Here is a 23,095-nt window from a genome sequence, read left to right as displayed (position 1 = left end):
GGACGGCTCACACCTCCGGGGACGGCTCACACCTCCGGGGACGGCTCACGCCTCCGGGGACGGCTCACACCTCCGGGGACTCCAGGGAGGCCAGCTCGGCGGTGAGGTTGTGTCGGGCCGGGGTCTCCCAGTGGCGTGCTCCGTGGGGAGTGCGGAACAGTGCCGGGAGTGCGAGCAGTTCGCGTAGTACGCCGGCGCGCCCGGTGCGGAAGGCGTCGTCGGGAACGAAGCCGTACTCCGCGCGAACCGCTGCCACATATGCGGCGTACGCCCGGGGCCGGCCGGCCAGGACGGCCAGGTCCGCGTCGCACAGCACGGCGCCGTCGGTGTCGCCGGGCCGCGGGTCGTGGGTGACGGTGAGCCGGACCAGCCGGGCCACCTCGGCGGTGGCGTCGGGCGCCAGGCCCGCCTCGGGCAGCGCGCGTTCGGCCAGCGCCGCGCTGCGCTCCTCGTTCTCGGAGCGGTCCGGGCGGTAGACGGCGTCGTGGAACCACGCGGCCAACCGGACCACGGCGGGGTCGTCCGCGTACTGCTCCAGCTCGTCGATGCGGTCCAGGACCGCCGCAAGGTGGTCGGTGGTGTGGTACCGGCGCTGCGGCTCGGCCCAGCAGGCCAGCAGCCGCTCGGCGTACGGCGCCGGGTCGGGCCCCGCGGCACCGCCGCGCGCCGCGATCAGGGCGGTGTGCCAGCGGGCGCGCAGGTCGTCGTGGGCGGGGTGCGGGGGCAGGGGCGGACCGGCCATACGGCCATTATCGCCCGCCGCATACGGCAGGTGCCTCGCCGGGACACCCCCTAGCGTGAGGGCATGACTGCTCAGGAACGCCAGGAACGAGACATACCGCAGGCACCGGGCGCCACCCCGCAGCCCGAGTTCGGCGGGTCGGCCGAGGAGACCGAGGAGACCGAGGCGATCGAGGCAATGGAGGAGGTCGAGGAAGTCGAGGAGGTCCAGGAGATCGCGGAGATCCCGGACGCCGAACTGCCCGGCCGGCTGCTGGCGGTCGAACGGGACGCGCTGCTGCCCCTGCTGCGCTCCCGTGACGAGGCCGACTTCGCGCTGCGTACCGCCTGCCCCGGCTGGACCGTCCGCGATGTGCTCGCGCACTGCGGTGCGGCGCTGACACGGGTCGTGGACGGCCGGTTGGAGAAGGGCGCGTTCACTCCCGAGGCCAACGCGAAGGACGTCGCCGAGCGCGCCGACTGGCCGCTCGAACGCGTCCTGGACGAGGTGGAGCGCGGCATGACGGACGCCGGCCCGGTGATCGCCGGCGCGGGTGGCGTGCTGGACGGTGTGGCGTTGGGCGAGTGGGTGCACGGCGGGGACGTGCGCGAAGCCCTGGGCGAGCCGGGCGCGTACGGCGGCGCTGGGCTGCCGTACGCCCTGCTCCTGCTCGGCAGGACGGCCCGCCGGAAGAAGCACCTCGCGCTGCACGCCGACCTCGACGACCAGGACGAGCCGCTGCTGTTGGGCACGCCTTCCGGCGACGGCCCGCCGGCCCGCTACCTCGGCGCAGCGGCCACCCTCGTACGGCTCTACGCGGGTCGGCCGCTGGTGGGCACGCGGTACGAACTGGTGGGGGCGACGGAGGACGAGCTGCGGATCTTCGGGTAGCGGGTGGACCGGCCGGGGTGGCTCACCTGGAGGAGGCCCACCTGGAGGTGGCCCACCTGGAGGTGGTCCACGGGGCGGGCGTCCGCCGTCCCGTGGGCCGCCCCCTGTCAGGCCTGCTGGACCAGCTGCTCCGGCAACGGTGCCGCGTGGAGCACCGTCAGCCCGGAGACGGCGCGGGTCAGGCACACGTACAGGCGGCGCAGGCCGGTGCGCTCGTCGGGTTCGCCGTCGACGATGGCGGCGGGTTCGTCCAGCACCACGTAGTCGTACTCGAGGCCCTTCGCGAGGGAGGCCGGGACGAGGGTCAGGCGGGTGGCCTCGGTGGTCTCCTCACCGGGAGACAGGTGCGTGAGCCCGGCCGCGGTGAGCGCGGCGGCCAGGGCGGGGACCCGGGCGTCGGCGGCGATCAGACCGATGGAGCCCTCCTGCCGCAACGACTCGGTGCAGGCGGCGACGACCGCGGCGACCGCCGCCCCGCCGTCCTCGCCGCCGTCTCCGGCTGCGGTCGCGGTCGCGGCTGGCGCCACGGCCGCGTCCGGCACGTGCCGCACCGACAGCGACCCGGGCGACTCACGGACGGAGGCGACCGGTGCGAGGCCGGGCGCGATGGCGGGGAGCAGGGCCGACGCGTAGGCGATGACCTCGCGCGGCACGCGGAAACCGGCCGTCAGCTCCTCCACCACCGCGTCCTGCTTGCCCAGGTGACGCAGGGCCTCGTCCCACCCCCGGGTCGCCCAGGGCGTGGTGCCCTGCGCCAGGTCGCCGAGGACCGTGGCGGACCCCGTGGAGCAACGTCGGCCCACCGCGCGGTACTGCATCGGCGACAGGTCCTGCGCCTCGTCCAGGACGACATGCCCGAGCGAGGGCGTGCGGGAGATCAGGTCTTCCGCCTCGTCGATCAACACCGCGTCGGCCGCCGACCACGGCGCCGACTTCACGCTCCGCGGCGGCTTCGCCCACAGCACCGTCTTCTGCTCCTGCGCGGTCAGCAGACCCTCCGCGTGGACGCCGAGGAAGTCCGCGTCGGAGAGCAGCCGCCACACCAGCTTGGCCGGATCCACCACGGGCCAGATCGCCTTGACCGCCGCCTTCACCGCGGGGTTGCGGGCCACCGCGTCCTGCACCCGGTCGTCCGGAGCCTCCCCGGCCTGCTCCATGCGGACCAGCACGGCGTGCGCGATGCGCTGCGGCAAGGCCTCGTGTGCCGCCCCGTAGCGGATGTCGCGGGCCAGCAACTCGCCCGCGATCTCCTCCAACTCGTACGCCGGGATGCGCCAACGACGCGACCCGCGCACCACGACGAGCGGTTCCGTCGGCATCGTCACCTGCGCGCGCAGCGCCCGGCGCAGCACCTGGGCCATCCGCGCGTCGCCCTTCACCAGCGCCGCCGCCGGCTCGTCCGCGCCGCGCACCGCCACCAGCCGCCCGACCAGCTCCCCGACCGTCACCTGCTGCACCTCCAACTCGCCCAGCGCGGGCAGCACCTGCTCGATGTAGCGCAGGAAGGAGGCGTTCGGGCCGATGACGAGCGTGCCGGTCCTGGCCAGCCGCTCCCGGTGCGCATAGAGCAGGTACGCCACCCGGTGCAGGCCCACCGCGGTCTTCCCGGTGCCGGGACCGCCCTGCACGCACACCGTGCCGGCGAGTTCCGAGCGGACGATCTCGTCCTGCTCGGGCTGGATGGTCGCCACGATGTCCCGCATCGGACCGACACGCGGCCGCTCGATCTCCTCCTGGAGCAGCCGGCTGGTGCGGTCCGCCTCCGCCGGGTCCATCAGGTTCTCGTCCTCGTACGCGGTCAGCTCACCGCCGGTGTAACCGAAGCGGCGACGCAGCACCACGTCCATCGGTTTCTTCTTCGAGGCCTGGTAGAACGCCTGCGAGACCGGCGCACGCCAGTCGATCACCATCGGGTCGCCCACGGCGTCGTGGACGTGGCGCCGTCCGATGTAGAGCGCGGTGGCCGACGAGGGTTCCTCGGCCCGCTCGGCCGGCTGGGACGGTTCGGCGCCCGGGTCGTGGCGGTAGTCGAGGCGGCCGAAGAAGAGCGGGGTGTGGGCGAGGTCGGCGAGGGCCTTGATACGGGCGTCGATCTGGTGCTGGAGCACCTCCGCGTTCACCCAGTTCGCCGTCACGTCGCGGATGTCCAGGGACTGCACGTCCTCGCGCATGGCCCGCAGGGCGGCCCGCGACGCGGCCAGATGAGCACGCTCCCGACCCAACGGGCCGGGGTCTTCGGGAACGGCGGCGGACGCGGGAACGGCGGCGCCGGACGGCGAGTCGGCGGGCGGGATGGACACGGGTGCGGCCTCCGGACGGTCGGACGGTGCGCCGCGCCGGATCCGCCGGACTGCGTGAGCGGCGGGGAACGTGCACGGCGAGTGGTCGGCCGGTTTCCGTCCGGGCGACGGCGCTCCACAGGGGAGGCGGGCAAGAGCGGGAGTCTAGGCGACGGGGTGTGGCGGTCGCCAACGCTTATTTCGGTGGCCCGGTGGCCCGGTGGCCCGGTGGCCCGGTGGCCCGGTGGCCCGGTGGCCCGGTGGCCCGGTGGCCCGGTGGCCCGGTGGCCCGGTGGCCCGGTGGCCCGGTGGTTCGGTGGGCGGCCCGGCGGCGGGGTGGTTCGGTGGCCCGGTGGTCCCGTGTTTCGGTGATGGGGGGAGAGCCGGGGTCCACCTCAGGATGGACGAGGGCGGGGGCGAGGGCGTAGCGGGAAGCTCGGCAGATTACATCCGTGGGCCGATGTGCGCGACCCGTACCGGAACCATGCTGGAGACATGAGCGCATCGGGCTTCTCGCACGTTCCGGCTTCGCTGCCGGCACGGCGGCCGAACCGTTCCGGCCCGCCCGGAGCGACGGCCGCCACCGGCACCGTGCACCCGCACCGCCTGGGCAACACCTTGCGTGCGATCAGGGTGTACGCGATCACCGCGTTCGAGGTCGCCGTGCTCGGTGAGTACGCGGAGGAGACGGAGAAGGCGGGCGTACGGCGCCGCTGAGCGGACAGCGTCCGCAGCGGTTCCTTTCGCCGGTCCCGCCGGTCCACCGGTCCCGCCGGGGACGTGGGGAGGAGTGCGGCCGGAAGCCGCCTCACCCGTCCGGGTTGGCTTCCAGGCAGGTCAGGGCGATGTCGTCGAGGAGCGCCTCATGGGTCCGGCCGCTCAGCATGGCGTCCCGCTCGATCTCCACGGCCGCCCAGCCGGTCATGCTCATCACCAGCAGCCGCAGACCGTCGGTGCCGTACTTCTCCAGCACGTCATCGGCGACGTACAGGGCCTCTTGCGGGATGCGTTCGGCGGGCTCCAGGCCCACCACCTTGCGCAACAGGGCGACCGTGGTCTGCGAGATCACGGGAGCGAGCTCCCTCAGTCGCCGGTCCTCTTCCTCGTCCACGAGCCCGACCCCGTCCCTTCACCACGTCTTGGATACCGGCCGCACCGGCATCCACCGTAGGGGGGTCGCCACCTGCGTGCGCCGGAGTGCGGCGCACTGCACGTACGAGCGAACGCTCTCGGCCCGGTCCCGCCGGGCCGGCCCGACGGGACTCCGTTCGGGTCGGGGTGCCCCCGGTCCACCTATCAGGGGCGCGGGGCTGTGACACTCTGCGGCTCCGCCGCGTGGGCGCGATCAGTCCCGACGAGACGGTTGGGTCGTCACCGTCCGAAGGGGGCGGTGTGTGTCGTGTTCGGGCCACCGGCCGGTGGTGGGTTGCTCGCGCAGTTCCCCGCGCCCCTAAGGGGTGGGCGCGTTGCGCCCCTCCTTGGGCCGGGTGTCGGGCACGCAGTGCCCACGTTTCAGGGGCGCGGGGAACTGCGCGAGCAACACGTCAGGCCTCCAGCTCACCCGTGAGCAGATCATCCGCATCGACGATGCGGTACGCATACCCCTGTTCCGCCAGAAACCGCTGGCGATGCGCCGCAAAGTCCTGGTCGATGGTGTCGCGCGCCACCACGGAGTAGAAGCGCGCCTCGTGACCGTCCGCCTTGGGCCGCAGCACCCGCCCAAGGCGCTGCGCCTCCTCCTGGCGGGAGCCGAACGTGCCGGACACCTGGATGGCGACCGTCGCCTCCGGCAGGTCGATGGAGAAGTTGGCCACCTTGGAGACGACGAGCACGGAGATCTCGCCCTGCCGGAACGCGTCGAACAGCTTCTCGCGCTGGGCATTGGTCGTCTCGCCCTTGATGACCGGCGCGTCGAGGTGCTCGCCGAGTTCGTCGAGCTGGTCGATGTACTGCCCGATGACCAGCGTCTGCTCGCCCGCGTGCTGCCGCACCAGCGCCTCGGTGACCTTGCGCTTGCTGTCGGTCGTCGCGCAGAAGCGGTACTTCTCCTCGGTCTCGGCGGTGGCGTAGGCGAGGCGTTCGGAGTCCGTGAGGTTCACCCGGACCTCGACGCAGTCGGCGGGCGCGATGTAGCCCTGCGCCTCGATCTCCTTCCACGGCGCGTCGAACCGCTTCGGCCCGATCAACGAGAAGACGTCCGACTCGCGGCCGTCCTCACGGACCAGCGTCGCCGTCAGACCGAGGCGGCGACGGGCCTGGAGGTCGGCGGTGAACTTGAAGACCGGCGCCGGCAGCAGGTGCACCTCGTCGTAGAGGATCAGCCCCCAGTCGCGTGAGTCGAGCAGCTCCAGGTGCGGGTAGACGCCCTTCCGCTTGGTGGTGAGCACCTGGTACGTGGCGATGGTGATCGGGCGGATCTCCTTCCGCGTACCGCTGTACTCGCCGATCTCGTCCGCGCTGAGCGAGGTGCGGGCGACCAGCTCGTGCTTCCACTGGCGGGCCGAGACCGTGTTCGTGACCAGGATCAACGTGGTCGCCTTGGCCTGCGCCATCGCGCCGGCGCCGACCAGCGTCTTGCCGGCACCGCAGGGCAGCACGACGACGCCGGAGCCGCCGTGCCAGAAGTTCTGCACGGCCTGCTTCTGGTACGGCCGCAGCGCCCAGCCGTCCTCCGCCAGCTCGATCGGGTGCGCCTCGCCGTCCACGTACCCGGCCAGGTCCTCCGCCGGCCAACCGAGCTTCAGCAGGGTCTGCTTGATCTGGCCGCGCTCGGAGGGGTGCACGGCGACGCTGTCGGCGTCGATGCGGGCACCGACGAGGGGCTTGACGCGCTTGGACCGCAGCACCTCTTCGAGGACCGGGCGGTCGGTGGTGGTCAGGACGAGACCGTGGGCCGGGTCCTTGCTCAGGGTGAGACGGCCGTAGCGGTCCATCGTCTCGGCGATGTCGACCAGCAGGGCGTGCGGCACGGGATACCGCGAGAACTGCACGAGGGCGTCCACGACCTGCTCGGCGTCGTGGCCGGCGGCGCGGGCGTTCCACAGGCCGAGGGGGGTCACCCGGTAGGTGTGGATGTGCTCGGGGGCCCGCTCCAGCTCGGCGAACGGGGCGATGGCACGGCGGCACGCGTCCGCCTGCTCGTGGTCGACTTCCAGGAGCAGGGTCTTGTCCGACTGGACGATCAGGCAGGACACGCATACCTCCGGCTGGCCATGGGGCCTCGTGGTGGGCTGGCGGTGGCGGGTCTCGGGTGGAGACCTCGGGGCGGCGGCCTCGTGGTGGGGCCTGTTGAGCTGGTAGGGGCCTGCGCGCGGTGGGGCGCCGGCGCGCGGGCCTCTTTGACGGGCCTTTTGGACGGGCCTCTTTGATGTGCGAGGACACCAAAGAGGTGATTTTACCCGGTGTCGGCCGGGAAGCGGGAAGTCTCGCCATCCCGGGGGCCGGACGGCCTGCACAGGGTCGCTGTCGGGAACATCGCCGTGGGGCCGAAACATTCCTGCGCGGCCACAGCAGGGCAGCCCCCGAGTCGCCGGGTCCGAGTCGGGCACGACGCACGCCACGCCGTTGAGGCGTGCCAGCGCGTGCCGGCGCGTGCCGGCTGAGGTGCGCCAGCCGAGCTGAGCTATGCGCGGCCCTATCTGCCCTACCGGCCGGAACGGCCCTACCGGCCGGAACAGCCCTATCGGCCGGAACGGCCCTACCGGCCCTATTCGCCGCCCGCCAGCTCCGCCACCCCCGTGATGCGGTGCAGGGGGAAGGTGCGGACCTCCTCGGCCGTGCGGTCGAAGGCGGTCACGAACCCGCCCTCGACCCGGATCGGCTCGATCACCCGCTGGCTCGCCGTCCCCTCCGCGTTCACGTAACCGATCCAGACCCGCTCGCCCGCGAGCACCGCGGCCTGCATCGTGGCCAGGGTGTCGGCGGACGTGGTACGCGGCGGGCCCGTCTCGCGCCCCGCCCCTTCGGGCGCCGTCCGGTCCTGCACCGGCTTGCGGGGAGCCGTCGAGGCGGCGTCACCGGCCCGGATGGCCCGCACCGCGGCGCCGAGGAGCGTGGCGTCGGGCACCGGAGGTCCTTCCGGCACGGGTTCGGGTGCCCTGCGTGGCGGGGTGCGCCGGGCCTGCGCGCGAGTGATCAGGACGTCACCCTCGGCGGACTCGGCCGCCGGTGCGAAACCCATCACCCGGAGGCCGTCCAGCAGGGTGGTCGGGTCGACCCGGGAGGCCAGCACGGTGGGGGCGAGGCGGCGCAGTCCCAGGGCGGCCGAGCGCCGGTCGGCCAGGATCTCGCCGAGCACGGCGTCGTCGTCGCACCGTACGTAGGCCGACGCGGCGCCGACCCGCAGCCGGCCGTGCCGGCGGGCCACGTCGTCGATGAGGTAGCTGAGCGGCTGCGGCACCGGTGTGCGCGCGTGTTTGGCCAGGAAGGCGTGCAGATCGGCGGTGGACTGCCCGGCGTCCAGCGCACGGCGCACCGACGCGGGCGTGAAGCGGTAGACGGTGGCCGCGCCCTTCGACTCGACGTCGGCCAGCACGTCCAGCATGTCGGCGAGCGGGCGCAGCAGCGGGCCGGGTGCGACGGCGGTGAGGTCGGCCTGGAGGAGGATGTGGTCCAGCGGCTCGGGCAGCAGCGGGGTGAGCAGCCGGGCCGCGCGGGCGGCTTGCACGGCCTGCTCGGCCGGGGTGGGGGCGACCTCCGGTGCCGGGCCGGGACCGGAGCGGGAAGCGGCGCTGGCGACCGCGTCCGGGCCGGTGACCGCGTCCGGGCCGGCGTGCGCCGTGCCGAGCAGGGCCCGGCCTTGCGACGACAGGGCGCCGCGGCCTGTGACGCCGATCAGCTCCGCCTCCGCCAGCGTCCACCGGGCGATGCGGGACCGCAGGTCGTCGCGTGGCGGCGGGGCCTCGGGGGCAGCCGGGGCGGACGCCGCGCGGCCGGTCGGGCGGGCCCGGCCGACCGACCGGGGCCGACCGGACTGCTGAGGCGGCGGAGGGCCGGGCTGCGAGGTGGCGATCGAGGTGGTGCCTTGCAGGGGGCGCTCCCATTGCAGGCGGTCCATCAGCCCGGCCGGGTCGGGGGACGCGCCCTCGGGCAGCTCGGCGAGCAGGGTGAGCACCCGGTGCCGCACCTCCGGTGCCGAGGAGCGGTCCAGGCCGGGGCCGAGCGCCGACAGGGTGCGGTCCTTGCCATCCCGGCCGCCGACCAGGCCCGCGGTGCGGGTCGCGGTCAGCCACGCCGAGACGAGCGCCGCCCAGCGCTCGGCGACGGGCAGCTCCAACCAGGCGTCGTACGCCGGCGTGGGCGCATACCGCTCACCCTCCCGGCGTGCGCCGCCGGTCGCCTCCGGGTCGTCCGACCCGTCGGCCAGACCGCCGTCCGACGCCAGCAGCCCCGCCGCATAGGCCAGCTCCACCCAGAACGCGGCCAGGGGGTACGGCTCACCCCCTGAAGGCAGCGGCTGGTACTCGGGAACGTCCAGCGTGACCGCCGCCCGCTTCAGGTCGCGCACGCTCAGCCCGCCCGCGCGCAGCACGCTCGGACCCGCCTCGCCCCACTCCTTCAGCAGCTGCTCGACGGTGCCGATGGCCGCGTGCGCCTGCCCGGCCGCGGCGCTGTCCACCGTGTGCGGGTCGTGCGGCGTCGCGGGCTCGATCGGGGGCGGCAGCGGGTGCACGGCGCGGTGCGCCCGGCCGCCGCGCAGGTGCAGTGCCGCCTCGCGGGGCAACGTGACGGTGCCGGGTGAGGTGGGCAGCAGCAGACCGCGGTCCAGCAGCCAGCGCAGATGCGCGGCGGGATCGGCGGTCACCTGCCCGTACGGCGGGCCCCACACCAGCCGGGACAGCACGTCGAGCGAGGCGGGCGGCGCCTCGCTCAGCAACGCCGCCATCCGCGCGCGGTCCGTGAACAGCTCCGTCAGCGCGGCCACCGCCGACACCGAGTCATGCGTCGTGGGCAGGCCTGCGGCCGTCACGATCTCCTGTATCCGCCCGGGTGACATGCCCGTGGTGGCCTCGGCGACGGTCGGTCCCAGCCCGGTCGGCGAGGGGTGCCGAGGTGCCGGTGCTAGGAGTTCGCGTGCGGTGCGGACCAGCCGCAGCGCATCGTCCGCGCCCCAGACCAGGGCCTGCCCGCGAAGGGTGTCCAGGGCGTGGGGGAGCGCGGCGGCGACGGTGGCCGCATCGGGGTCGTCCCCTTGCGTACCGTCGCCGATCATGAGGGTGCGCAGGCTGTCGTACGGGGTGGGCTCGGGGGCCACCGCCAGGGCCTCGGCGGTCTGGAGGGCGAACCGGTCCAGGCGGCTCAGCGCACGGACCACGGAGGCGCGGGTGCCCGCGCGGGTGGCCAGCTGGGTCATGTCGCTCGGCACCGGGGAGAGCAGGTCGGGCCGGGCGCGCAGCAGCGCGGCCAGCGCGTCGTCGGCGCGGGAGCGTAGCGCTTCCGCGAGCGAACGAGGGGCGACACCCCCGCCGTCCGGGTGTACGTGGCTGCTCATCTCGTTCACGGTAACGGGTCTGGCTGACATCGCGGGACGTGCCGGTGGGATCGGGGTGGCCCGAAACCGTGCGGCACGTGCCCGCCGCACCGGAACCGACCCGGCGTGGAACCCGACGCCGGGACCCTGCGGCGCGGTAACGTCACGCGCGGGCAGGCCGAGGACCGAAACGCGCGGGCAGGCGAAGGACCGGCAGGACGGACGCGGCGACGTCGCAAACCCCGCCCGGGAGGGGACTTCGTGGGGATCGAGAGTGATCAGCTCGTCTTCGACTACCTGAGCAGGGTCGGCGACCTCGCTCAACAGCAGCAGCTCCCGTCCGGCACCCGCATGCGCCTCGTCAACGAACTGCGTGGCGAGATCGAACGCCGCCGTGCCAAGGCCACCACCCCTGACAGCCCCGCCGCGGTCCGGCGCATCCTCGCCCGCCTCGGCACCCCTGACGAGGTGGTCGAGGCGGCCGGCACCGGCACGGCCCACCAGGCGGCGAAGCCGACGGCCCCGCCCCACGGCGCGGCGGCCGCATCCGGACCACCCGCGGCACCCGCCGCCCCCGTCGCACCGGCCTCGCGCACCTCACGCACGTCAGACGCCTCAGGCACCGTGGCGGGATCCGACGACGGAACCGTCGCCGACCCCGCCCAGCACCCGAAGGACGCCCGCCCCGGCCAGGGCGCCGGCGATGCACGCGCACCCTGGTCGAAGGTGCTGCGCGGCAAGCCGTCCCTGCGCAAGGTGCCGCGCCCCCGCCCCGGTGGAGCCACCCCGAACGCACAGCCCGACTCCCGTTCGACCCAACCGCCCGCCGCCCAGGCACCGTCGCCGCCGCACCTCGCGTCCACCGGCGAGTTGGGTGACCCGAGTGCTCAGCCGGACTGGTGGCGCATCGACAGCGCTCCGTTGGGCGGCATGGAGATCGCTCCCGGGTTCACGGGGGGCGTGGAGATCCCCGAGATACTGCGCCCCCCGGCGCCGAAGGAGGAGACGACCGGCAAGGGCCCCGGCACCGGCGCACCGGCCGACCCGGCCGCCGCCGGAGCCGAGGGCGGCGCCGCGCCCGCCGCCCCCCGCCCACGTGGACTGCGGCGCCTGCTGCGGCGCCGTACCGCGCCGCAGGCCGACGCCGTGGCGCCGGCGAGCCGGGCGCGGCTCAGCTGGAACAACCCGCTGCTCCTGCTCGCGGCCGCCGCCCTCGTCGCCGGTGCCGTGCTCAGCAGCTGGCTCGCGCTCGCCTTCGGCTGGGTGATCGCCTACGCGTCGCGCCGGCTGACCGCGGCCGAGGTCAAGTGGGCGGTCATGGTGCTGCCCGGTCTTGCCGTCACCGCCGGGATCGTCTGGCTCTGGGGCAGGGAGCACCACCGCTGGGGTGCCGACCTGGCTCAGGAGCACATGAGCGACGCCATCGCCCAGACCTGGCCCTGGGTGGTCCGCGGCGCGGCCCTCGCGTCCGCCGCCTTCCTGGTGTGGAGGTCGCAGCGCCGCCGGTCGTGAGGCAGCGGACGCCGGGACGAGAAGCCGCGGACGACCGCTCGTGCGGCAGTGGACGACCGGTCGTGAGGCCGTGGATGATCCGTCGCGAGGCCGCGGATGACCGCTCGTGATGCCGTGGATGAACCGGTCGCGAGGCCGCATGTGAGGGACGCCTCGCCGGAAAGTGGCGCCGGAGTAGGCAGAATAAGTCATATGAATTCGCGCGCCCTGACGGTCGGTTTCGACCTGGACATGACCCTGATCGACTCCCGACCCGGCATCCGCGCCGCCTACCTGGCCCTGTCCGAGGCCACCGGAGTCCACATAGACGCCGATCTCGCCGTCACCCGGCTCGGGCCACCGCTGGCCGAGGAACTGGTGCACTGGTTCCCGGCCGAACGGGTCGCGGAGATGAGCGACCGGTACCGGGCGATCTACCCGGACCACGCCATCGCTCCGACGCTCGCGATGCCCGGCGCGCGCGAGGCGATCGACGCGGTGCACGCGGCCGGCGGTCGCGCCGTCGTCGTCACCGCCAAGTACCAGGCCAACGCCCTGCTGCACGTGAAGCACCTCGGCATCGACGCCGACGTGGTGGTCGGAAACCTGTGGGCGGAGGCGAAGGCCGAGGCGCTGCGCGAGCACGGGGCCGGCGTGTACGTCGGCGACCACACGGGAGACGTCCGCGGGGCGCGCACCGCGAACGCCCGGTCCGTGGCGGTGGCCACCGGACCGTGCAGCGCGGCGGAGCTGCGCGCGGCGGGTGCCGACACCGTCCTGCCCGACCTGCTGGCCTTCCCCGCCTGGCTCACGCAGTACCGGGCGACGGCGGTCTGAGCATCCGGTAATGGTGTAGTAAGCACCTAACTCTGTCGGCCCGAACCGGAAACGGAACGACGGCCCGAAACGCGGACCGGTCGCTTGGAAACCGACCCGGACACCCGAAATCCGGGGATCCGGGAACGCCGAACCGGAATCCATCCGACCGGAAACCGGAAAGCCTCGTATCCCGACCCGGCCCGCTATCCCGAGTCGAAGTACTCGCGCCCGGACAACACCGAAGAGTCCCCGCTATCCGCTCCACACCACATCTCCACACGACATCAGTACGCGACATCAGCACGGTCCATCAGCACGGTCCATCAGCACGGGACATCAGCACGCGGCATCCCGTCACGCGTCGGCCCGGCAGTTGGGGCGCGCAGCGCTGCCCGGCAGCCCGGTACCGCGTCCTCACCACCGCGCGGGAAAACCACCGTCCCAACGGGTAACGGCAGATGGGAAACCGGCGAGGGAAAACCGGCCGATCATTCGAAACCGGCCGATCAGTGGGCGGGTGTCGGCGGCCGTGGTTTTGTGCCGCACCCGAGCCGGGTAGTTCCCAGCGGGTAGGCACTCCGGCGGCGTCTTGTCACCAGCCACGGGACCATTAGCCTTGGTGACGGCGGGTCGGGTGACCCGCTGTAGTGCTATCCGGAGCCGTATTCCATCGGATGATGCGGCATGACCAGTTACGAGGACGAGGACTTCAGGTGCCCACCGGCAAGGTCAAGTGGTTCAACAGCGAGAAGGGCTTCGGCTTTCTCTCCCGCGACGGCGGCGGCGACGTCTTCGTTCACTCCTCCGTACTGCCCGCCGGTGTGGATGCGCTCAAGCCGGGGCAGCGGGTCGAATTCGGCGTCGTCACCGGACACCGTGGCGACCAGGCGCTCTCCGTCACCCTGCTCGACCCCACCCCGTCCGTCGCCGCGGCCCAGCGCCGCAAGCCCGACGAACTGGCCTCCATCGTCCAGGACCTGACCACGGTGCTGGAGAACATCACCCCGATGCTGGAGAAGGGCCGCTACCCGGACAAGGCGTCCGGCAAGAAGATCGCCGACCTACTGCGCGCCGTCGCGGACCAGTTGGACGTATAGCGCCACAGCCCCGTACGTGGCGGCCGGCCCCCGGTGCAGGACGGAAACATGCCGGGTGGCCGCCCACGACGGCCTCGGATACGGATACGGGTACGGGTACCGGTACGGGTACAGGTACGACGTCCTCGGCTACGGGTAGGCCAGCGCGTCCGGGGCGATGGCCGGCACCAGGCCTTCGGCCGCCGCGCGGGTGAGCAGGCCGTGCACGGCCGCGTAGCCGTCCTCGCCCAGGTCGGCCGTGAACTCGTTGACGTACAGGCCGATGTGCTGGTCGGCGACGGCGGGGTCCATCTCCTGCGCGTGTTCGAGTACGTACCCGCGGGAGGCCTCCGGCTCGTCCCAGGCCATCCGGACCGAGGCGCGTGCCGACTCCGCGAGCTGCTTCAGAGTGGCCTCGCCGAGCGAGCGGCGGGCGATGATCGCGCCCAGCGGGATCGGCAGACCGGTCGTCGCCTCCCAGTGCTCGCCCATGTCAGCCAGGCAATGCAGCCCGTAGTTCTGGTACGTGAAGCGTGCCTCGTGGATGACCAGGCCGGCGTCGACGCGGCCGTCCCGCACCGCCGGCATGATCTCGTCGAACGGCAGGACGGTGATCCGGCCGACCCCGCCCGGCACGGTGGCCGCCGCCCACAGCCGGAACAGCAGGTAGGCGGTCGACTTCTCGCTCGGCACCGCGACGGTGGCACCCCGCAGGTCACGGCCCGGCTCGCGGGTGAGCACCAGCGGCCCGCAGCCACGGCCCAGCGCACCGCCGCACGGCAGCAGCGCGTACTGGTCGAGCACCCACGGCAGCACGGCGTACGACACCTTGAGCACGTCGAGTTCGCCGCGCTCGGCCATGCCGTTGGTGATGTCGATGTCAGCGAAGGTGACCTCGACCGGCGGTGCGCCGGGGACGCGGCCGTGCGCCCAGGCGTGGAAGGTGAAGGTGTCGTTCGGGCAGGGCGAGTAGGCCATCCGCAGGGGGCGGCCGCCGGACGGCTGCGCGGAAGGGGTGTCAGTCGGGTACGTCATGCTGCCTCGCCTCTTTCTCACTACGGGCCCGTCACGGACCTTCGAGCACGGTACGGAGCTTCCCGAACGCCTCGGTGAGCGCGGCGAACGCCGCGTCGATGCGCCAGGCCGCCCGGTCGCGCGGGCCCACGGGATTGGATATCGCACGGACCTCCAGCACCGGCACGCCATGCGCGGCGGCCGCCTCGGCCACCCCGAAGCCCTCCATCGCCTCGGCGACGCAGGACGGATGGCGGGTGCGCAGCTCGGCGGCGCGCGCGGCGGTGCCGGTGACGGTGGAGACGGTCAGTACGGTGCCGGTGACCGCGCCGGCCGCGGTGGCGGCGGCCCGCACCAGGTCCGGCGGCGGGTGGTGGGTGACGGTGCCGAAGCCGAGCGCGGTGACCGGCACGAAGCCGTCCGCGGTCTCGGCGCCCAGGTCCGCCACGGTGATCGCGTCCGCGACGACCACGGCGCCCACCGGGGCGGCCGGCGCGAAACCGCCGCCGATGCCCGCGCTGACCACCAGGTCGTACGGCTGCCCGACGAGCGCCGCGGCGGTGAGCGCCGCCGCGGTGGTGGCCGCGGCCCGGGCCGGCCCGACCCCGGCGGCCACCAGGTCCCAGCGCGCCGCCGCCGCGTGGGGCTCCCCGGACCCCCCGGCCGGCTGCGGTGTGACGAGCGTGGCCCCGGGGATTCGGGACTCCCGCACCGGGGCCGCGAACGCGGCGATCACCGCATCCCGTTCGGGTGGTACCGCGGTGGCGACGAGTATCCGCATGCCCCGATCAGCTCTTCCTGGTGAACGTGAACGACCACAGCCCGGTGAACTTCCGGCCGCTGCCCTCCAGCACGCTCGCGGTGCTGGCCGGTCCGGTGGCGCCGTACTGCCGGTCGAAGAAGACGCTGGCCGGGATGGTGCGGTACGTCTTGTGGCTGACGTCGCTGAGCGGCCGGCCGTTCAACAGGATCGCCCAGCCCCTGTCCGCGACCACCGGATCCACGCCGAACCGCACGATGGCGTCAGGGTCCACGCCGAGCGTCTTGTGCCGGCCGCGCAGGCACCGCTCCAGCGCCGACGTCGGCAACTGCCTGCCGTCGTCGTAGCAGTCGGTCTCCGCGTGCACGGAGTCCCGGCCGGAGGTGACGGTGACCAACGGCGTCGGCTTCTGGCAGCCGGAGAGCACGGCCAGCCCCGCGCAGACCGCGCCGAACGTGCCCAGCCTGGCCACGGCACGGTGCCGCCCGGCCCGCGTCGGCGTCGGGCGCGGCGGCCGGCACCGCGACGGCCGCGGCTGCCGGTGCGGCGACCGCGGATGCCGTCTTGCCGTGGGCTGGGAGGTCATAGGCGCAGGTTATCCGGCCGGGCGCGGGCGCGCGGTGCGCGGGGCCCGGCGCGCCGCGCGCCGGTCGCGCCGGGCCTCGAACATGACCTCAGATGACCCGCGTACGCATGTCCTCAGATCACCCGCGTACGGGAGAACGGGCTCCCGTGCCGGGCCGCGCGCAACAGCCCCCGGACGGTCGTCAGCCACCCGGAGGCCACGATCGCCGCGGCGACGGACAGTCCCAACGTGCCGTTGAGCGGCAGCGCGATGCCGACGGCGCCACCGACCACCCACGCCATCTGCAACAACGTCTCCGACCTGGCGAACGCCGACGTGCGCACCGCCTCCGGCACGTCCCGCTGGATCAACGCATCCAGCGACAGCTTCGCCAGCGCCTGCGCGAAACCGGCCATCGCGGACAGCGCCGCCACCAGCACCGTGCTGAACAGGATCGCCGCGGCGACCGCCACGCCGAGCGCGAGCGCCACCACCGTCACGATGATCACCTCGGGGGCGCGCGACTTCAACCAGGCGCCCACCGCCGTACCGAGCGCGTTGCCCGCGCCCGCCGCGACACCGGCGATGCCGAGCGAGACGGCCGCGCTCTGGCCCGCCAGCGGGTGCTCCCTGAGCAGGAACGCCAGGAAGAAGATCAGGAAACCCGACAGGCAGCGCAGCACCGCGTTCGCCGCCAGCGCGGGGATGACCGCGGGGCCCACCGACCGCAGGCCCCGGCGCGGGCGCTCCCGCCGTATCCGCGAGGCGCGCAGATGGGCCTCGTCGGCCGCCAGCAGCGCCTTGTCCTCGCCCTTGCCCGAGTCGACCTTCGGCGGCAACTGGAACGACAGCACCGATCCGACGATGAAGATCACGCAGGCGCCGTACAGCGGCCAGGCGGGCCCGACCAGATGCAGCCAGGCCGCGACCGGGGCGGCCGCGCCGGTCGCCAGCAGCCCGCACAGCGTCACCCGGGAGTTCGCCCTCACCAGCGAGAACCGGGGCGGCAGCAGCCGCGGCACGATCGCGCTGCGCACCACGCCGTACGCCTTCGAGGCGACGAGCACGCCGAGGGCGGCCGGATACAGCTCCAGCGTGCCGGAGGAGACCGCGCGGGACAGCACCAGCGCGAGCACCACCCGGGCGAGCATCGCGGTCGCCATCGCGGCGCGGCGGCCGTGCGGCACGCGGTCGAGGATCGGGCCGATCACCGGCGCGAGCAGGGCGAACGGGGCCAGGGTGACGGCGAGGTAGAGCGCGACGCGGCCACGGGCCTCGCCCGTGGGCACCGAGAAGAACACCGTCGAGGCGAGCGCGACGGTGATCATGACGTCGCCCGCGCCGTTGACGCCGTGCAACTCGATCAACTTCGCGAGCCCCGACTCGCCGGCGCCGTGGGCGTGCGTGGCCTTGCGGATGCTGCGGAGGGTGGCGGTCACGGGGTAGCGGAGGGCGCGGGTGAGGGTGTGGACGGTACGCAGGACGGTTCGGCGGGTGGGGGCCGAACCGTCTGGCGTCAGGGTCGCTCGCGCGGCTGCCATTCCGTCATAGTGCCCCCAGAACGGTCCCGTACGTGTCTTTCCACGTGGGCCGCCCCCGTGGGTGCCCCCCTCTGGGGGCTTTGCCCCCAGGCCCCCTTTGTCGGCCTTGACGGCCTCGTCCTCAATCGCCGGACGGGCTTTGATGTGCGCGGCGTGTGCCGGTGCGCTGGTGCGTGTTTGCGACTGCGGGTCGGCTGTGGCTGGGGTCGCCTTCTGTTTCGTTGTGGGTCGGGGGCGTGGGGGATGTACGTGCTCGGCCGGCGCGATGATCGTGGACCGTCAGTTCACCGGCACTCGGCGGCGGTCCTGCGCGCGCACATCCCCCACGCCCCCTCCCGTCTCGTACGCGACCCGCACCCCGGTGGGCCTTGCCCCATGCCCGTGGGGGGCGACACCCCGAAAGGGGTGGAGGAAGGAAAAGGAACCACCGGGGGAGAGCCGCGTCTGAGACGGGAGGTGTCGTGGGGGTATGTGCGCGCGCAGGACCGCCGCTGGGTGCCGTGAACTGGCGGTCCAGGGCAATCGCGCCGGCCGAGCACGTACATACCCCCGCGACACCGACCCACCCACCCCAGCAAAGGCGGCCCTTCGGCACCCCAGGGACAAGGGGGCACCGCCCCAAACCTTCTGTGGGCAGTCGTTCCGCAGGGCGGAACGGGTGGGCACAGGCCACGACGCACGGTCACGTGCAACGGCACCGGGCCCCCGGACGACCGGGCACCGCTAGCGCAGCGCTACCGCAGGCGCCTCCCCAGGCGCCACCGCGAGCAGCGAGATGATCGCAAGCCCCCGCTGCGCCGCATCGTTCGTCGCCGCGTTCGGGACCTCGTCGACCGCCTCCGGCACCGCATCGCCGTCGACGCGGGTAGTCGACGGCCACGGCTTGCCGGCCGGGTCGGCAAGGTACTGGTCCCAGCCGCGCTTCCGGATCGCCGGGTCGTCCAGCTGTTCACCGGCCCAGGCGGTGACGCGGGAGTAGATCGTCTTGAACGCGCCGGGATTGAAGTCGCGCCCGTAGCGGGCGATCTTCTCGTCGGACGGGGCCTGGACGTAGCGCGCGAAGTCGAGGAAGGTCTGGCGGAACTCCGGTACGTCGACCAGGTCGAGCGCCTCCCACAGGGCCTGCTCGCCGCAGAACGCCATCGACAGGTTGTATCCGCCGTCGAAGTCGCCCTTCTCGAAGTTGACGAGGTGCCCGGTGCCGGGGTCGAAGCCGACCGCACCGCCCGCCTCACCGGTGAACAGGCCGGCGGGGAACGTGGCGATGTCGCGCATGCCGGTGACGATGCGGTCCCGCCACCTGGTGTCGCCGGTGCGTTCCCACTCGGTGAGCCAGTTGCCCATCAGCGCGTACCAGTCGGGTCCTATCCGCACCCGGGCCGGCGCCTTGTCCTGCGGGGGCAGCACCTCGCGCAGCGGGTCGACCGTGAGCAGGGTCTCGTCCGCCTTCAGGGAGCTGCGGATCAGGTCGCCGAGGAGTTCGTCGGCGGTGAGGTAGTACATGAACCGCTTGGTGTACGACTCGCCGACACGGGCCTCCTTGGCCCCGTCGCCCCAGTGCATGACGTTGTGCCGGGAGCCGAGCCCGGCGAAGCGTCCGGTGTGGTGGGTGTCCACCTCGGATACGTGCCGGGTCATCGCGTGTGCCAGCCGGAACGTCGCCGCGTCACCGCTGCGCAGGAACGCGTACCAGAGCATGGCGTCGGTGCCCAGCTCGGCGTTGTCCCAGGCGTAGCCGCCGACGTCGTAGCGCCAGGTGTGCCGGTCGGTGTCGTAGGTGTGCATCACGTCGCCGTAGTCCCAGAAGCCGTACCACTCCCGCTCGTCGACCTGCTTGCGGTAGAACTCCACGTCCGCGGCGACGGAGTCCTCCAGCGCGGCCCGTGCGGGGGTGCTGCGGTCGGGCAGGCTCCAGCGGCCGAAGACCCCGGCGGCGTGGTACCACTCCGGGGCCGCCACCAGCTGCGGCGGGGCGGCGACGGCGGTCGACAGGGCGACGACGGTCTTGCGGGACGGGGTCGCCGCGTGCGCCCAGAGTTCCATCTCGGTGGAGCGGACCATGCCTTCGGGGGTGCTGAACCCCTCCTGCACGTCCTCGTAGGCGAGGTCGAGTCCGTGCCCGGTGGTGTCGTAGTGGCGCAGGTCCATCGCGCCGCCGAGCGGCGACCACGACCACAGGGTCACCGTGGCGGTGTCCGTGCCGGCGCCACGGACGTCCAGGGCGCGCGGGAAACGCTGCCAGAAGTCCCGCATGCCGACGCCGAGCCCGCCGCCGGCGCCGCCCACGTAGCCGTAGCCGGAGGCCCGCTTGCCGTGTCCTGCGTGCTTGAGCCAGCTGCCGTGTGACGACGTGCGCTTCCACACCGAGAAGTGGTCGGGCGAACCCTGGAAGAGGGTGAAGTCGTTCCAGACGGCGAGCTGCTGGTAGCCGTCCCGCACCTGCTGGGCCCATTCCGAGACCGGTGGTGTGGCGGTGCCGGCGAGTTGCGCGGTGCGGACGGCTTCGCCGGGGTCGCGGCGCAGCCCGGTCAGGACCCGCACGGGTTCGCCCCAGACGCCGCCCGACGTGGTGCCGAAGCGGATGTGCCGGTTGTGCGCCTCGTCGGCCATGGGGACGGCCAGCTGGAGTCCGAGTCCGCGCACGAAGTCCCGGGAGGTGTCGGCGTTCCAGGTGAAGTGGTGCACCAGGCGCAGCGATTCGGCGCCCGCGCCCAGGTAGACCCGGAGCACCCAGGGCAGGATCGCCCGCCCGCCGCGGCCGTGCGCCGTGCCCTCGTCGCGGTGGTGGGAGCCGGACAGCTCCACCATGGCACGCACCGCTCCCGCCTCCTTGACCACGGCGGACTCCACGACTCCGGTCCAGCCGGTGCGCACGGGGGTGTCGTCGTCCTCCGGCCGGTCCTGGAGCAGCAGGACCAGCCGGCCGTCGTGCGCGGTGGTGCGGCCGTCCCGGCTGATGGAGCGGATCGCGATCGGCCCGCGTTTCGACAGCCGGACCTCCACCACGCCGTTGGCCAGCACGATCTCGGTGCCGGTCGACTTCACCGTCACGGGGTGCGCGGGCGCGGCGGGGGTGCCGGGCGCGAGGTGGTAGCCGTCCGCCGCGGTGTCGGCCGCGATGGCGTGCCCGGTCCACTTCAGCGATCCGTCCGGCCAGTGCGCGAGCGGCCAGGACTGCACCGGGACCGCCGTGCCGGCGTCGTCCCGCAGGGCGAACGTGGCGTCCTTCGCCATGGTCCCCTTCGGCCAGGGAACGCCCCACGCGGTGCCGGTGCCGGCCGCCGGCGCGCCGTCCAGCCAGTGCAGGTCGACGCCTTCGGCCGGCCCGGTCGCCCTGGCGGGCCCGGCCGGTCCGGCGGCGGCAGCCGCGCCCGGTCCTGCGGCGGACGCACGGGCCGCCGGGCCCAGCGCGAAGGCGGCCGTGGCCACGGAGGCCCCGACGAGGAAGTTGCGGCGGTCGAACGGCGCCGCCGAGGACGCAGGCGACGGCGACGGCGACGGAGATGGTGAGGGCGACGACGGCGCGGGCATGGCTGGCCTCCGGCAGCGGGGTACGGACTCGGGCGGGCGCACGGCGCGGGACGGGTGCGGAGTGGGACGGCATGGGCGGCATGGGGATGGCGCGGGGCGCCGTCACCTCCGCGGACGGTGCGTCGAGGTGGCGCGTGACGGGGCTCGGGACTTCCCTGTCCGGGTGCGTGACGACGTGGCCGTGGTGTCCGTGACGTGTGGGTGCAGCGAGAAACGCGGGAATGCTGAATCGATCTAAAGTCCGAGGTGGGGCCTTGTCAAGGGATGGAGCGGTAAACAGTAAGCGCTTTCGAAAATCTCATGCATACGGCACGTAATTGCCGTCGGCTGCGGCTCCCTCGGCCTCGTTGGCCGCGTCGATGGGGGTGTCCGGGGGTCCGGGGTGGGAGCGCGTCCATGGGAGGATTTCGTCCTATTGGTAATGGTTATGAGCGCCGGTGCGGAGACCTCTTCGTCGGCGGCGCGGTGACGGCGAAACCGTCGCCCCACCTCCTCCCCGCCACGAATAGCGCTTTCCAAATCTCTTGACTAGCCGTCGTAGTCGCCTTAGCGTGCGTGGCCGTGAAACGATTCAGACCTAGCCCGTGCGGGTGATAGGGGAACGCCATGCCAGGTAAATGGTCCCGCCGGGGCGTCTGGACCACGGTGGCCGCGCTGTCGGTCACCCTCACCGGTGTCCTCACCGGGTGCGGCTCGTCGTCGGGGGGTGACGGTCCGCAGACCATCCGGTTCGTGTGGTGGGGTGCGCAGGACCGCGCCGACGCGACCGAGAAGGCCGTCGCGCTGTTCGAGAAGAAGTACCCGGACATCAAGGTCAAGACGGAGTTCAGCGGCTACGCCGACTACGTCCAGAAGCTGACCACGCAGATGGCCGGAGGCGCGGCCCCCGACGTGATGCAGCTGGACCGCCCGACCTTCGGCGAGTACGTCCACCGGCATGTGCTGGCCGATCTCGGTGACGCCGGGAAGGCGATCCGGGTGAACAAGATCCCGAGCAATCTGCTGTCCGGCGGTCAGGTCGACGGCGCCCAGTACGCCATCCCGGCCGGCCAGACCGCGCAGGTGCTGGTGTACGACACCGCGCTCTTCAAGAAGGCCGGCGTCACCCTGCCGTCCCAGGGCAACGGCTGGACCTGGGAGCAGTTCACCACCGCCATGAACAAGGTGGGCTCCGCCACCGGCACCCCCGGGACCACCGACTTCGGCTGGGCCGTCGACTGGTTCGAGTCCTGGCTGCACGCGCAGGGCAAGCAGCTCTACACCAGTGCGGGCAAGCTCGCCTTCACCAAGGACGACCTGGCGAGGTTCTGGAACCTCACCGGAGACATGCGCAAGGCCAAGGGCGTCAGCGCACCGCAGGCGACCACGAAGATGGACGGTTCCATGCAGACGTCGGCGCTGGTGCTGAAGCAGGCCGCGTCCGAGATGAACTACGACTCCAACCTGACGTCGTACAACGCCTCGTACAAGGGCACCCTGAAGGCGGCCCCGCTGCCCGGTGCCGCCGGCAGCGACCGCACCGGCATGGCCGCGCTGCCGCCCGTCTACTACGGCGTCGCCCAGCACTCCTCCCACAAGGACGCCGCCGAGAAGCTGCTCGACTTCCTCGTCAACGATCCCGCGGCGGGCAAGGCCCTGGGCGCCACCCGCGGACTGCCGGCCAACACCGACATCCGCACCCGGGTGTGTGACGCCGCGACCGCCGGCGACAAGGCGGTGTGCGACTACGAGAGCAGCGTCACCGACCGCCTCGGCCCCTCGGCGACCTGGCTGTGGCCCACCGGCTCCTCGGCGATCAAGACCGACTTCCAGCAGGTCTACGACGACGTGATCTTCGGCAAGACGAGCGTCGCCGACGCCGCGGAGCGGGTGGTCAAGGACGCCCAGGACTCGCTGGACTCGTGAACCCGGGTCAGAGGGAGAGCGCCGGGCGGCCAC

At 73.1% G+C, this 23,095-nt stretch carries 16 protein-coding genes; 6 read left to right on the top strand and 10 right to left on the bottom strand.

Annotated elements, in window-relative coordinates; all coding sequences use genetic code 11:
* Nucleotides 1-64 precede the first annotated feature (64 nt).
* The gene (locus tag NQO67_RS08325) at nucleotides 65-742 is read right to left on the bottom strand and encodes an HD domain-containing protein (protein WP_255948754.1); all 678 of its coding nucleotides are present in this window, start codon (nucleotides 740-742) and stop codon (nucleotides 65-67) included.
* Between the two features lie 177 nt (nucleotides 743-919).
* Between NQO67_RS08325 and NQO67_RS08320 the strand changes: the two genes are divergently transcribed.
* Entirely contained in the window at nucleotides 920-1,612 is a 693-nt protein-coding gene (locus tag NQO67_RS08320) for a maleylpyruvate isomerase family mycothiol-dependent enzyme (RefSeq protein WP_255949615.1), read from the top strand.
* Nucleotides 1,613-1,719: 107 nt separating this feature from the next.
* Here the strand turns inward: NQO67_RS08320 and NQO67_RS08315 are convergent, their stop codons facing one another.
* Complete coding sequence (locus NQO67_RS08315) at nucleotides 1,720-3,834, bottom strand: HelD family protein (protein WP_255949614.1); 2,115 nt, start codon at nucleotides 3,832-3,834, stop codon at nucleotides 1,720-1,722.
* A gap of 552 nt (nucleotides 3,835-4,386) precedes the next feature.
* Between NQO67_RS08315 and NQO67_RS08310 the strand changes: the two genes are divergently transcribed.
* Nucleotides 4,387-4,608: a hypothetical protein gene (locus NQO67_RS08310; RefSeq protein WP_255948752.1), complete on the top strand. Its 222-nt coding sequence runs from the start codon at nucleotides 4,387-4,389 to the stop codon at nucleotides 4,606-4,608.
* A 91-nt stretch (nucleotides 4,609-4,699) separates the two neighbouring features.
* Here NQO67_RS08310 and NQO67_RS08305 read toward each other — a convergent pair whose 3' ends face one another.
* The 3 genes from NQO67_RS08305 to NQO67_RS08295 form a co-directional block, all read right to left on the bottom strand.
* A complete protein-coding gene (locus NQO67_RS08305) occupies nucleotides 4,700-4,960 on the bottom strand; it encodes a hypothetical protein (RefSeq protein ID WP_255948750.1) in 261 nt (86 codons plus the stop codon).
* Nucleotides 4,961-5,435: 475 nt separating this feature from the next.
* The gene (locus NQO67_RS08300) at nucleotides 5,436-7,085 is read right to left on the bottom strand and encodes a DNA repair helicase XPB (protein ID WP_255948748.1); all 1,650 of its coding nucleotides are present in this window, start codon (nucleotides 7,083-7,085) and stop codon (nucleotides 5,436-5,438) included.
* Between the two features lie 512 nt (nucleotides 7,086-7,597).
* A complete protein-coding gene (locus NQO67_RS08295) occupies nucleotides 7,598-10,381 on the bottom strand; it encodes a helicase C-terminal domain-containing protein (protein WP_255948746.1) in 2,784 nt (927 codons plus the stop codon).
* Between the two features lie 240 nt (nucleotides 10,382-10,621).
* Here NQO67_RS08295 and NQO67_RS08290 point away from each other — a divergent pair, with 240 nt between their 5' ends.
* From NQO67_RS08290 to NQO67_RS43715, 3 genes are all read left to right on the top strand, one after another.
* A complete protein-coding gene (locus tag NQO67_RS08290; protein WP_255948744.1) occupies nucleotides 10,622-11,872 on the top strand; it encodes a hypothetical protein in 1,251 nt (416 codons plus the stop codon).
* Nucleotides 11,873-12,064: 192 nt separating this feature from the next.
* Nucleotides 12,065-12,688, top strand: a complete 624-nt coding sequence (locus NQO67_RS08285; RefSeq protein WP_255948742.1) for an HAD family hydrolase — start codon at nucleotides 12,065-12,067, stop codon at nucleotides 12,686-12,688.
* Between the two features lie 695 nt (nucleotides 12,689-13,383).
* The gene (locus tag NQO67_RS43715; RefSeq protein WP_308295632.1) at nucleotides 13,384-13,767 is read left to right on the top strand and encodes a cold-shock protein; all 384 of its coding nucleotides are present in this window, start codon (nucleotides 13,384-13,386) and stop codon (nucleotides 13,765-13,767) included.
* 129 nt (nucleotides 13,768-13,896) lie between these two features.
* Here the strand turns inward: NQO67_RS43715 and NQO67_RS08275 are convergent, their stop codons facing one another.
* The 5 genes from NQO67_RS08275 to NQO67_RS08255 form a co-directional block, all read right to left on the bottom strand.
* Nucleotides 13,897-14,781, bottom strand: a complete 885-nt coding sequence (locus tag NQO67_RS08275) for a 1,4-dihydroxy-6-naphtoate synthase (RefSeq protein WP_255948740.1) — start codon at nucleotides 14,779-14,781, stop codon at nucleotides 13,897-13,899.
* Between the two features lie 31 nt (nucleotides 14,782-14,812).
* On the bottom strand, nucleotides 14,813-15,541 hold the full coding sequence (locus NQO67_RS08270; protein WP_255948738.1) for a futalosine hydrolase: 729 nt from the start codon (nucleotides 15,539-15,541) through the stop codon (nucleotides 14,813-14,815).
* A gap of 7 nt (nucleotides 15,542-15,548) precedes the next feature.
* The gene (locus NQO67_RS08265) at nucleotides 15,549-15,992 is read right to left on the bottom strand and encodes a DUF2771 domain-containing protein (protein WP_255948736.1); all 444 of its coding nucleotides are present in this window, start codon (nucleotides 15,990-15,992) and stop codon (nucleotides 15,549-15,551) included.
* Nucleotides 15,993-16,219: 227 nt separating this feature from the next.
* Nucleotides 16,220-17,626: an MFS transporter gene (locus NQO67_RS08260; protein ID WP_255948734.1), complete on the bottom strand. Its 1,407-nt coding sequence runs from the start codon at nucleotides 17,624-17,626 to the stop codon at nucleotides 16,220-16,222.
* 723 nt (nucleotides 17,627-18,349) lie between these two features.
* Nucleotides 18,350-21,157 carry an exo-rhamnogalacturonan lyase family protein gene (locus NQO67_RS08255; RefSeq protein WP_255948732.1) on the bottom strand — a complete coding sequence of 936 codons (2,808 nt, stop codon included), beginning with the start codon at nucleotides 21,155-21,157 and terminating at the stop codon, nucleotides 18,350-18,352.
* 606 nt (nucleotides 21,158-21,763) lie between these two features.
* Here NQO67_RS08255 and NQO67_RS08250 point away from each other — a divergent pair.
* A complete protein-coding gene (locus tag NQO67_RS08250; protein ID WP_255948730.1) occupies nucleotides 21,764-23,062 on the top strand; it encodes an ABC transporter substrate-binding protein in 1,299 nt (432 codons plus the stop codon).
* Nucleotides 23,063-23,095: the final 33 nt, after the last annotated feature.

This window comes from Streptomyces odontomachi, assembly GCF_024435355.1.
GTDB lineage: Bacteria > Actinomycetota > Actinomycetes > Streptomycetales > Streptomycetaceae > Streptomyces > Streptomyces odontomachi.
This window is presented reverse-complemented; position numbering and strand designations above follow the sequence as displayed.

What these genes read in the sequence shown, in the direction of transcription:
- NQO67_RS08325 (WP_255948754.1), bottom strand. Translation starts at nt 742, where the DNA reads ATGGCCGGTCCGCCCCTGCCCCCGCACCCCGCCCACGACGACCTGCGC.
- NQO67_RS08320 (WP_255949615.1), top strand. Translation starts at nt 920, where the DNA reads ATGGAGGAGGTCGAGGAAGTCGAGGAGGTCCAGGAGATCGCGGAGATC.
- NQO67_RS08310 (WP_255948752.1), top strand. Translation starts at nt 4,387, where the DNA reads ATGAGCGCATCGGGCTTCTCGCACGTTCCGGCTTCGCTGCCGGCACGG.
- NQO67_RS08295 (WP_255948746.1), bottom strand. Translation starts at nt 10,381, where the DNA reads ATGAGCAGCCACGTACACCCGGACGGCGGGGGTGTCGCCCCTCGTTCG.
- NQO67_RS08285 (WP_255948742.1), top strand. Translation starts at nt 12,065, where the DNA reads ATGAATTCGCGCGCCCTGACGGTCGGTTTCGACCTGGACATGACCCTG.
- NQO67_RS08275 (WP_255948740.1), bottom strand. Translation starts at nt 14,781, where the DNA reads ATGACGTACCCGACTGACACCCCTTCCGCGCAGCCGTCCGGCGGCCGC.
- NQO67_RS08270 (WP_255948738.1), bottom strand. Translation starts at nt 15,541, where the DNA reads ATGCGGATACTCGTCGCCACCGCGGTACCACCCGAACGGGATGCGGTG.
- NQO67_RS08260 (WP_255948734.1), bottom strand. Translation starts at nt 17,626, where the DNA reads ATGGCAGCCGCGCGAGCGACCCTGACGCCAGACGGTTCGGCCCCCACC.
- NQO67_RS08255 (WP_255948732.1), bottom strand. Translation starts at nt 21,157, where the DNA reads ATGCCCGCGCCGTCGTCGCCCTCACCATCTCCGTCGCCGTCGCCGTCG.
- NQO67_RS08250 (WP_255948730.1), top strand. Translation starts at nt 21,764, where the DNA reads ATGCCAGGTAAATGGTCCCGCCGGGGCGTCTGGACCACGGTGGCCGCG.